Origin of the sequence: Variovorax sp. CCNWLW186 (assembly GCF_037203865.1) — a bacterium.
Classification (GTDB): Bacteria; Pseudomonadota; Gammaproteobacteria; order Burkholderiales; family Burkholderiaceae_C; genus Variovorax.
Window position 1 is genome coordinate 37584 of record NZ_JBBCBO010000002.1, and the last position, 10652, is coordinate 48235.

A 10652-nucleotide genomic window follows, 5' to 3' on the forward strand; every position below is an offset into this window, starting at 1 on the left:
GATGGATCTCAGTCAGTTCACCCAGGCATTTTTTGTCGAAGCCGTCGAGCTTCTGGCGCAGATGGAGCAATTGCTTCTCGAGCTGGACGCCGATGCGCCCGACAGCGAGCAGCTCAACGCCATCTTCCGTGCCGCGCACTCCATCAAGGGCGGCGCGGCCACGTTCGGCTTTGTTGCGCTGACCGATACGACGCACCTGCTTGAAACCCTGCTCGACCGCGCGCGCCATGGCCAGCTGAACCTGAGCCGCTCGATGATCGATGCATTTCTGGAAACGAAGGACGCCTTGCAAGAACAACTGATTGCCTATCAGGCCGAGAACGAACCCGATCCCGAAATGGTCGCCCACATCTGCGGCGTGCTCCGGCAGCTCGCGCTCGAGACCGAGGGCGGCGCAACCGCCGCACCGGCCCCGGCGCCCGCACCCGCGCCGGTGGCGGCTGCCCCTGTGGTTGCCGCTGCGGCCGCATCGGGGCACGACGCGCTGCGCATCAAGTTCTCGCGCCTTTCCGACAGCGAATGCGACCTGCTGGCCGATGAACTCGGAAACCTCGGCAAGCTGCTGTCGCGCACGCGCAGCAACGACCAGCTCACGGTGGTGCTCGAGACCACCTGCTCGCCGGACGACATCATTGCCGTGTGCTGCTTCGTCATCGACGAATCGCAGATCGAGATCACGCCGGAGGCCGCCGCTGCGGCGGGCGCCGAAAGCGCGGCGAGCGCGGCAAACCCGCCGCCTATTGCCGCGGTGGCAGCGGTGGCAGCAGTGGCAGCAGTGGCCGCCGCGCCGGCTGCCCCGGCAGCGGCCCGCCCCGCCGCGGCACCCGCAGGCGCGGCCGCCAAGCCGTCCGCCGCGGGTGCGGCCACGGCCGCAAAGGACTCGAGCTCGATCCGCGTGGACGTGGAGAAGGTCGACCAGCTCATCAACCTGGTCGGCGAACTCGTCATCACCCAGTCGATGCTGACGCAGGCCGCCACCATGCTCGACCCGGTGGAGTGCGAGCGCTTCCTGAGCGGCCTGGGCCACCTGGAGCGCAACGCCCGCGACCTGCAGGAGTCGGTCATGTCGATCCGCATGATGCCGATGGACTATGTGTTCAGCCGCTTCCCGCGCGTGATTCGCGACGTGAGCGCCAAGCTCGGCAAGGAGGTGCGCCTGGACACCTTCGGCAAGGAAACCGAACTCGACAAGGGCCTGATCGAACGCATCATCGATCCGCTCACGCACCTGGTGCGCAACAGCCTCGACCACGGCATTGAAACGCCGTCGCAGCGCATTGCCAAGGGCAAGGAAGCCGAAGGGCAGCTGCTGCTGTCAGCCCAGCACCACGGCGGCAACATCGTGATCGAGGTGAGCGACGACGGCGCTGGCCTCAACCGCGAAAAGATCCTGGCCAAGGCCATGCAGCAGGGGCTGCCCGTGACCGAGACCATGCCCGACGACGAGGTGTGGCAGCTGATCTTCGCGCCCGGCTTCTCCACGGCCGAGCAGGTCACCGACATCTCGGGCCGCGGCGTGGGCATGGACGTGGTCAAGCGCAACATCCAGGAGATGGGCGGGCATGTCGAGATCAGCTCGCGCGAAGGCTGGGGGACCACCACCCGCATCGTGCTGCCGCTCACGCTGGCCATTTTGAACGGCATGTCCGTCAAGGTAGGCACCGAGGCCTACATCCTGCCGCTCAGCTACGTGATCGAGTCGCTGCAGCCGCGGCCCGAGCACCTGCATTCGATTACCAGCGACGGCCACGTGATCAAGGTGCGCGGCGAATACCTGCCGCTCATCGAGCTGCACAGCGTGTTCGACGTGTCGGGCGCGCAGACCGATCCCACGCAGGGCATCCTGGTGATCGTGCAGGCCGGCGAAACGCGCTTTGCGCTCCTGGTCGACGAACTGCTCGGCCAGCACCAGGTGGTGGTGAAGAACCTGGAAACCAACTACCGCAAGGTTCCGGGCATCTCGGCCGCAACGATCCTGGGCGACGGCAGCGTGGCTTTCATCATCGACGTGGATGCCATGCCGCGCATCCAGCGCGCGCACGTGACGCGCACCACCGCCCTGGCGCATGCGGCCCGGCTGGACCCGGTTGCCGCCTGAAAACGATAACCATACGGAGACGATGCAATGCGTTTTGATTTTTTCCGGCGCTCCACCGCCGAAGAAACCGCGGCAGCCGGACAGTCGAAAGACTTGACGGCCTTGCGCAATGCAGACGGCTATGTGGCCTACACCCTGCTGCTGGATGCCCAGAAGCGCGTTGCGGGCTACAAGCTCAACTGGCGCCCGGCGGCCAAGCCCGAAGAGGCGCCCGACGCGATCACGCAGTTCAAGGCCCTGGTGGCCTGCGTGACCGAGCACCTCAATCCGCCGGATACTCCCTGGCAGCTGGGGCGCAGCGAATTGTTCTTCGATGTGAACGCCGAATCGCTGGCGCACGGCGCGCTGCAATCGCTGCCGCCCGAATACACCGTGTTCTGCGTGGAGCTTGCCGATCTTGCGAACGAGGACCTCCGGCCGGTGCTGCTGTTCCTTCGCGAGCAGGGGTTCAGCTTCATGCTGCGCGGCGCCACGGCGCTGCCCGAAGACCACGAGCTGCTGGGCATGGTGACCCACTTCGACGTGGGCGGCGGAGACCCCATGCTCGTTGCGGCCGCGCGCCGCGGCGAGCAGCCCGACCACATGCCCGTTCAGCCGATTGCGACGCGCATGGCTTCGTGGAAAGACTTCGAGGCCTGCGCCGCGCGCCGCATCGACGTGTTTGCCGATCCGAGCTGCGGCCTGCCGCCGCCCGTGGTGAAAACCGGCAGCCACGCGCTGGAGCCCGAATCGATCCTGATCATGCGGCTTTTGCAGATGATCCAGCGCAACGAAGACCTGCGCGAGATCGAAGCGGCACTCAAGCGCGATGCGGCGCTCACCTACAGGCTGCTGCGCCACATGAACTCGCCCGCCGTGGGCGCGGGCGTCGAGATCCATTCGCTGCACCATGCGGTGACCATGCTCGGCTACTCGCCGCTGTTCCGCTGGCTGTCGATGCTGCTGGCAACCAGCAACCCGACGGGCAGCCCGCCCTTCATGATGAAGAAGGCCATCATGCGCGGCCGGTTCGTCGAGCTGATGGGCGAAATCATGCTGCCGCGCGGCGAGTCGGACAACCTTTTCGTCGTGGGCATGTTCTCGCTCATCGACCAGCTGCTCGGCATTCCGATGCAAGAGGTGCTCAGCAAGGTGCAGCTTTCCGATTCGGTTCAGCAAGCCATCCTGACGCGCGGCGGCGTGTACGGCCCCTTCCTCTCGCTGGCCGAGGCCTGCGAGCTGGACACCGGCGATGCGCCGCGCCTGGCGGAGGCGCTGCTGCTGAGCGCCGACCAGGTCAACGCCGCACACCTTTCCGCGCTGGCCTGGTCGCAGGACGCGGTGCCCATTGACGGCCATTGATGGCATTGAGCATGACCTCCGAATTTCTCTTTACCGACAGCGACTTCTCGCGGATTCGCACGCTCATTCACCGCCGCGCCGGCATCGCCCTGGGCGAGCACAAGCGGCAGATGGTGTACAGCCGGCTCTCGCGCCGCTTGCGCGACCTGGGGCTGCCCCAGTTCTCCACCTACCTGGGCATGCTGGAAGACAGCCGCGACGGCGACGAGTGGCAGCTGTTCATCAACTCGCTGACGACCAACCTGACGTCCTTCTTTCGCGAAGCGCACCACTTTCCGGTGCTTGCGGACCTGGCACGCAAGGCGACGCAGCCCGTCACCGTGTGGTGCGCGGCCGCATCGACGGGCGAAGAACCCTATTCGATCGCCATCACGCTGATGGAGGCGCTCGGCGAGCGCGCGAGCACCGCCCGCGTGATTGCCACCGACATCGACACCTCGGTGCTGGCCAAGGCCTCGGCCGCGGTGTTCACCATGGAGCAGGTGAACCGACTCTCTCCGGAGCGCCTGCGGCGCTTCTTCAACAAGGGCACGGGTGCCAACGCGGGCAAGGTGAGGGTGCGCCCCGAAGTGGCCGCCATGGTCAAGTTTTCGCGGCTCAACCTGCTGGACGCTGGATGGCCGGTGAAAGAGCCCGTGGACGCGATCTTCTGCCGCAACGTGATGATCTATTTCGACAAGCCCACGCAGAAGAAGCTGCTGGACCGCTTCGTGCCTCTGTTGAAGCCGAACGGTCTGCTGTTTGCAGGGCATTCCGAAAACGCCTCGCTGGTGAACCAGACGTTCAAGACGGTCGGGCAGACGGTGTACACGCTGAGCAAGGCGCGCGCATGAATCCGAGCCTGCTTCAGGAGCGGGGTTCCAGGCCGCCGGCCGTGCCGGGTTCGGTGGCCACTCACCACTACTTCGACCGCGACTTCGACTGCACGGCAGTCAAGCTGCTGCCGGCGGAGTACTACGTGACCGATGCAGGCATCCTGCTCACCACGGTGCTGGGCTCCTGCGTGGCGGCCTGCATCACCGACGTGGAAGCAGGCGTCGCGGGCATGAACCACTTCATGCTGCCGGACGATGCCGAGGCCGATGCGCGCGACCAGGTGGAGTCGATGCGCTACGGCGCCTATGCCATGGACGTGCTCATTGCCGAGCTGCTGCGCGCCGGCGCCAGGCGCGAACGCCTGCGGGCCAAGGTCTTCGGCGGCGCAGCGGTGCTGGCCAACATGACCATGCTCAACATCGGCGGGCGGAACGCCGACTTCGTGCTGCGCTACCTCGAGAAGCAGCGCATCACCATCGCCGCGCAGGACTTGCGCGGCCTGCACGCGCGCCGCGTGTGCCTGCTGCCCACCGGCAAGGCGGTGGTGCGCAAGCTGCGCGCGCAAGTCGATATTCAGGCGGTCCAGCACGACGAAGGCGAGCTGCTGCGCAAATGGTCTGCCACGTATGGCAAAGGAAGTTGGGTCGCATGAAGAAGATCAAGGTAGTTTGCGTCGACGATTCGGCGCTGATCCGCAGCGTGATGACGGAGATCATCAACAGCCAGGCCGACATGACGGTGGTCGGCACCGCGGCCGATCCGCTGCAGGCGCGCGACCTCATCAAGGTGACGAATCCGGACGTGCTCACGCTCGACGTCGAGATGCCGCGCATGGACGGTCTGGAATTTCTCGAGAAGCTCATGCGCCTGCGCCCGATGCCGGTGGTCATGGTGTCGTCGCTGACCGAGCGCGGCTCGGAAATCGCGCTACGCGCGCTGGAGCTGGGCGCCATCGACTTCGTGACCAAGCCGCGCCTTGGCGTGCGCGACGGCCTCATGCAGTACACCGAAATCATCGCGGGCAAGATCCGCACGGCCGCCGCGGCGCGGCTGCTGCCGAGCCGTCACGCCGCCTCGGCGAAGGGTGCGCCGGAGAGCCCGCAGGAACCGATGCTGCGCAGCCCGCTGCTGAGCACCGAGAAGCTCATCATCATCGGCGCCTCCACCGGCGGAACGGAAGCCATTCGCGAGGTGCTGCTGCCGCTGCCGCCGGACGCACCGGCCGTGCTCATTGCGCAGCACATGCCGGCCGGGTTCACGCGGTCTTTTGCGCAGCGCCTGAACGGCCTGTGCCGCATCACCGTGAAAGAGGCCGAGCACGGCGAGCGCGTGCTGCCGGGCTATGCCTACATTGCGCCGGGCGGCTTTCACCTGTCGCTCAGCCGCAGCGGCGCCAACTACGTGGCCCAGCTGAACGAGGAGCCGCCGGTGAACCGCCATCGTCCTTCCATCGACGTGCTTTTCGACTCGGCAGCGCGGCATGCCGGCAAGAACGCGATCGGAATGATCCTGACGGGCATGGGCAAGGACGGTGCCGAAGGCCTGCTGCGCATGAAGCAGGCGGGCGCCTACACATTTGCGCAGGACGAGGCCAGTTGCGTCGTCTTCGGCATGCCGCGCGAGGCCATTGCATTGGGTGCCGTTGACGACGTGGCGCCGTTGGGAGAGATGGGGCGCCGCGTGCTGGCCCATCTGCGCACCTTCGGCGAACGCGCGAACCGGGTTTGAAAACGAACTGTTGGAGTTGGAAAAATCGTGATCGATAAGAGCATCAAAATTTTGGTTGTGGACGACTTCCCGACCATGCGCCGCATCGTGCGCAACCTGTTGAAGGAACTCGAGTTCCTGAACGTCGACGAGGCGGAAGACGGCGCGGCCGGCATCGAGAAGCTGCGCGGCGGAAACTTCGGCTTTGTGGTGTCGGACTGGAACATGCCCAACATGGACGGCCTGACCATGCTGCAGACCATTCGCGCCGACCCCGAGCTCGGCAAGCTGCCGGTGCTCATGGTCACGGCCGAAGCCAAGAAGGAAAACATCATCGCGGCCGCTCAGGCAGGCGCCAATGGGTATGTGGTCAAGCCCTTCACGGCGGCCACGCTCGAGGAGAAGATCAACAAGATCTTCGAGAAGCTCCAGAAAGAGGCGGCCTGAAATGACACACGCTGCGCTCGAACCCGTGGAACACGGGAACACCGCCGAAGAGTTGCTCGGGCGCATCGGGCAGCTGACCCGGCAATTGCGCGAAGGCCTGCGCGAGCTGGGGCTCGACAAGCAGGTGGCCAAGGCCGCGCAGGCCATTCCGGATGCGCGCGACCGGCTGGGCTACATCGCCTCGATGACCGAGCGGGCGGCGCACCGCGCGCTCAACGCCATCGACCTGGCGCAGCCGCTGCAGGAAGACCTTGCAAGCAACGCCAAGGGGCTCAGCAAGCGCTGGGACGAATGGTTTGCGAACCCGGTCGAACTGGACCATGCGCGCCAGCTGGTCATGGACACGCGTGGCTACCTGCAGGAAGTGCCGCAGAAGGCCGGCGCCATCAACACGCAGCTGATCGAAATCCTGATGGCGCAAGACTTCCAGGACCTGACCGGCCAGGTCATCAAGAAGATGATGGAAGTGGTCAACGACGTGGAGACGCAACTGCTCCAGGTGCTGATCGACAACTCGCACATCGAAAAGCATCTTGAAAAACGCCACGAGGCGGAGGCCAACAGCCTGCAGAACGGCCCGCAGGTGGTGGCCGGCAACCCGGATGCCGTGACCGGCCAGGCCCAGGTGGACGACCTGCTGGAGAGCCTCGGGTTCTAAAGGCTTGCCAGGGCCCCGGAACCGGGGCAGGTCGAGCCAAGGCCGCGGTCTACTTTCTCCTGCGATTTGACGCAGACGGCGCCGAAGTCGACGAGGGCGCCGCTCCGCCATCCACGCCGAGGCGCCCGCCGCCGCCGAGGCCCTGGCCGCGCACCGTCTGCGCCTTGTAGTTGCGCAGCGAGCGGACCATCTGGTTGAAGGAGTCCATGAACGCAGCGGCAATCACCTTGCCCTGCGGAGTGCGCGTGTAGCCACCGATGCCCCCTGCGGCGGAGACGCCGCTCAGGCCGGCAAAGCCCGCGAAGTCGGTCTTGGAGGCACTGCCTTCGGCCGCCGCCACCTGTACGCCCGAGCGGTTGTCGATAAGGGTCAACAGCGCGCTGGCTTCCTTGGTCTGCAAGCTCGCGCCCAGCTTGGCGATGGCGAGGCCTCGTCCTCCGCCCACCAACCCGCCCAGCGCACCGCCAAGGCCACCCGCGTCGTTGTTGCTGAAGACGATCTCGGGCGAAAGTCCGTAGTCCGAAGCCACCATCTGGCCGCGTCCGAAGTTGCTGCCGCCGCGCATTTCACCCGACTGCATGAGCGCGCGCTCGCGGTTCATGGCGTTCATGCCGGCCGCGCCGCGCTCGACCACCACGAAGCAGTTCGATTGCTGCACCAGCAAGCGCAGCAGGTTGGCCGTGGGCGGCAGGCGGTATTCGCCGGTGAGCACGGTGTACCAGCCGGCATTGACGTTTTCGATCAGCGAGACGGTGCCCAGCGGCGACTCGCAGCGCTCGAGCTGGCTGCTTTCGCCGGCGGTGGCCGAGCCGGCCGCGCTACCGGTGGCCACCGTCTTGGCGGATGGGCTGCCCATCTGCATGTCGAGAGCGGGCATGTTCTGGCAGCCCGCCAGAGCCATGAGCGCAGCCGCTGTCGTGGCCATGGCCGATCTTGAAAGTGCGAGCCGGCGTGGCTTGCCCGTGGACTTCTTCATGCGATCCTCCCCGTTTGTTGCAAAGGGCCGAGATCAGGCCCCGCGCAAATTTAGGGGGAAGGAACGATCGGCCCCAGTGTCTAAAGTCACTTTGTTGCACGGACGCCAATTCCCGTGAAAGCCGAACGGCACGCGGTGCGGCAGGCGGGCAACCGCAACCGGCCCTGCGGACAGGCGCATGGCATCGAACACGAGCAGGTCGCTGCGCTTTTCCTTTTCGCGCCAGGCTACGGCAAGCAGCCAGCCGTCGCCCTCGGCCGCGTCCGCCGCGCGCGGCACGAACACCGGTTCGGACACCACGTCTCCTTGCGGCAGTGTGTACAGGCTGCGCGTGGAGCTCTCGAAGTCGAACCGGGCCAGGCTGTCGTAGAGCACGCTCTCCGAGTCGTCCCGCGCGCGTGGTGTCGAATGGCAGGTGTAGAAGCCGTAGCAGTTGCGCCGGCCGGTGTAGCGCTCGTCGATGCGCGGGAACTCCGCTGCCAGGTCGTCCAGGTATTCACGCTGGAAGCCGCTGCTCTTGCCGGCCAGGTCGAAGGTCCATCGGCACAGACGCGCCGCCATGGCGTGCGGGTCGCCGGCGCGGCCTTCGGCATCGGGCAGGCCGGGGGCGGTTTCCGACTGCATCACATAGGCCACGATGGTGTCGCCGTCGTCCCAGGCATTCATGACGTGGAACACGTGGCAGGCGTCGGTTTCGAACCAGCGCAGGGTGTCGGCCGCGCTGCCGCGGCGCATCACGCCGACGTGGGTGCGCTTGGTGGCGTCCCACGCCAGCAGCGGCTTGCCTTGCATCGCGCGCTCGACGCTGAGCGTCAGCGGCGTGACTGGAAAGAGAACGTGCTCGCGCGTCAGCATGAAGTCGTGTGCCATGCTGGCGTGCGGCGCTGTGAACGACTGCATTTGCGTGACTTCGCAGTGCGGGTCCATCACGCCGTAGAGCATGGTCGGCGAGCAGGGTCCGTCGGGCGAGTACGCGAAGAAATGCAGTTCGCCGGTCTCGGGGTCGATCTTCGGATGCGCGGTGCAGCGCGAGGCCACGCTTCCGCCGAAGCTCTGGTGCCCCTTGGAAGCCAGCGTGAACGCATCGAGCTCGAAGGGCTGGTGCGATTCTTCCAGTGCGAAGAGCCGGTTGCCGTGCCACAGCATGCTGGTGTTGGCGGTGCCGCCGTTCTGGCCATGTGCAATCGGATCGCTGGTGGCAGGGTTGCCGAAGGTGCCGAAGAGCGCGCGCCCGGCTTCGTGTTCGAGCTGCCATTTCGGCGTGCGCGCCCAGCGGTTGCTGTAAGACACCTTGCCGCCCCCGATATGGAAGGCATGCACCATGCCGTCGCCCGAGAACCAGTGGTAGCTGTCGTCGCGCGGTGCGAACTGCGGGTTCGGGCCGACGCGGTACAGGCTGCCGGAGAGCTCGGTGGGCAGGGTGCCGTCGATCTCGAGCGCGGCAATGTCGTGCTCCCCGGTCAGCGGCGCGTAGTTGCCGGTAAAGAAGTGAGGGTTCTTCTGCGCTGCTGCGTTCACTGGGTGCCTTCGGGTTTGTTCATGAGGGGCGGTGCGCCGTCGAGCTGCGCAATGGCTTGCCCGACGTAGGCAGCCAGCGCCTCGTCGATGCCCGAGCCGGCCCGCAGCGCCGCGTCTTCGCGGAACGCCCGCTGCAGCTTTGCATGCAGTGCCGCGTCACCGCCGGCCTTGGCGAGGGACAGCGCCTGCCAGCGCAACGCCAGCGCGCGCATGGCCGGCCCATGGGGTGGGGCGTTGGCCATCATCTGCTGCCGGACTTCCGCGATGAGCGGCGGCCACGCATCGGTCTGCGCAACGTAGTGGCGGCGCAGCTTGACCATGTCTTCCTTGCTGCAGTAGGGCGCATAGAGTTGCAGGCGCGCGAACGCCATGGCGTGCGAGATGTAGCGAATGCCCGCGCGGTCGACACCGGTCAGCGCATGCAGCGATGGCTCGTTCCAGTGCATGGCGTAGAGCTTCATCAGCAGGCCTTCGTCGCCGCCGGCCTCTTCGAGCAGCAGCGCAATCCAGCGTTGCGCCAGGGCTTGCGCCTGCGGGCTCTCGGGCGGCGTTTCGGCGGCGACCAGGCTGCGCAGCAGTTCCGACAGTTCCGCGCGCTCGGGCGCCATGGCGTCGGTGGAGCCGCCGCGCTTCGCCTCGAGCGTGCGCTGCTCGTTGTCGCTGAAGTACTTTGCGCCCGCGACCATGCTTTCGAGCGCCAGCAGCCAATCGTCGATGCCGGGCTCTTCGCTGGCCTGCAGCAGGCCCTGCACCGCGAGCAGGTGGGCGCGCAGCGCGGAGGCCCGCTGGATCTCTTCGTCGAGCTGCGCCACCTGCCGTGCGACCACTTCCGACAGCCCTCCGGCGTCGTCGTCGAGCAGTTGCTGTATGTCCGCAAGCGGCAGGTCGAGGCGCCGCAGCGCCTGGATGCGGTAGAGCCGCGCCACGTCCTTGCGGCCGTACAGGCGATAGCCGGCGCTGGATCTTTCGGACGGCACCAGCAGTGCGATGTCGTCGTAGTGACGCAATGCGCGAACCGTCAGCCCGGTGCGCCGGGCGAGTTCGCCGATCTTCAAGAACATGCCTTCCCTCTCAAGTTGAAGGCATCGTAG

General features: G+C 66.4%; 10 protein-coding genes. 7 read left to right on the forward strand and 3 right to left on the reverse strand.

Annotated elements, in window-relative coordinates; translation table 11 throughout:
- Position 1: 1 nt before the first annotated feature.
- From cheA to cheZ, 7 genes are read left to right on the forward strand one after another with little or no spacing between them, the layout of a single operon-like run.
- Positions 2-2098: a chemotaxis protein CheA gene (cheA, locus tag V9K97_RS02620; protein ID WP_337316049.1), complete on the forward strand. Its 2097-nt coding sequence runs from the start codon at positions 2-4 to the stop codon at positions 2096-2098.
- 27 nt (positions 2099-2125) lie between these two features.
- On the forward strand, positions 2126-3439 hold the full coding sequence (locus tag V9K97_RS02625) for an EAL and HDOD domain-containing protein (RefSeq protein WP_337297189.1): 1314 nt from the start codon (positions 2126-2128) through the stop codon (positions 3437-3439).
- An 11-nt stretch (positions 3440-3450) separates the two neighbouring features.
- Positions 3451-4272 (forward strand): CheR family methyltransferase, encoded by an 822-nt coding sequence (locus V9K97_RS02630; RefSeq protein WP_337297188.1) that lies wholly within the window; start codon positions 3451-3453, stop codon positions 4270-4272.
- Positions 4269-4907, forward strand: coding sequence for a chemoreceptor glutamine deamidase CheD (gene cheD, locus V9K97_RS02635; RefSeq protein WP_258502088.1), 639 nt, complete (start codon positions 4269-4271; stop codon positions 4905-4907). Before V9K97_RS02630 ends, cheD begins: the two co-directional genes overlap by 4 nt.
- Positions 4904-5983 carry a protein-glutamate methylesterase/protein-glutamine glutaminase gene (locus V9K97_RS02640; protein ID WP_337297187.1) on the forward strand — a complete coding sequence of 360 codons (1080 nt, stop codon included), beginning with the start codon at positions 4904-4906 and terminating at the stop codon, positions 5981-5983. Before cheD ends, V9K97_RS02640 begins: the two co-directional genes overlap by 4 nt.
- Positions 5984-6013: 30 nt before the next feature.
- Positions 6014-6409, forward strand: coding sequence for a chemotaxis response regulator CheY (gene cheY / locus V9K97_RS02645; protein WP_185868148.1), 396 nt, complete (start codon positions 6014-6016; stop codon positions 6407-6409).
- 1 nt (position 6410) lies between these two features.
- Positions 6411-7067: a protein phosphatase CheZ gene (gene cheZ / locus V9K97_RS02650; RefSeq protein WP_258502086.1), complete on the forward strand. Its 657-nt coding sequence runs from the start codon at positions 6411-6413 to the stop codon at positions 7065-7067.
- A 49-nt stretch (positions 7068-7116) separates the two neighbouring features.
- Here the strand turns inward: cheZ and V9K97_RS02655 are convergent, their stop codons facing one another.
- The 3 genes from V9K97_RS02655 to V9K97_RS02665 form a co-directional block, all read right to left on the reverse strand.
- The gene (locus V9K97_RS02655; RefSeq protein WP_337316465.1) at positions 7117-7992 is read right to left on the reverse strand and encodes a CsgG/HfaB family protein; all 876 of its coding nucleotides are present in this window, start codon (positions 7990-7992) and stop codon (positions 7117-7119) included.
- An 84-nt stretch (positions 7993-8076) separates the two neighbouring features.
- Positions 8077-9561, reverse strand: coding sequence for a carotenoid oxygenase family protein (locus V9K97_RS02660; protein ID WP_337316050.1), 1485 nt, complete (start codon positions 9559-9561; stop codon positions 8077-8079).
- Positions 9558-10622 (reverse strand): MerR family transcriptional regulator, encoded by a 1065-nt coding sequence (locus tag V9K97_RS02665; RefSeq protein WP_337316051.1) that lies wholly within the window; start codon positions 10620-10622, stop codon positions 9558-9560. Before V9K97_RS02665 ends, V9K97_RS02660 begins: the two co-directional genes overlap by 4 nt.
- Between the last annotated feature and the right edge of the window lie 30 nt (positions 10623-10652).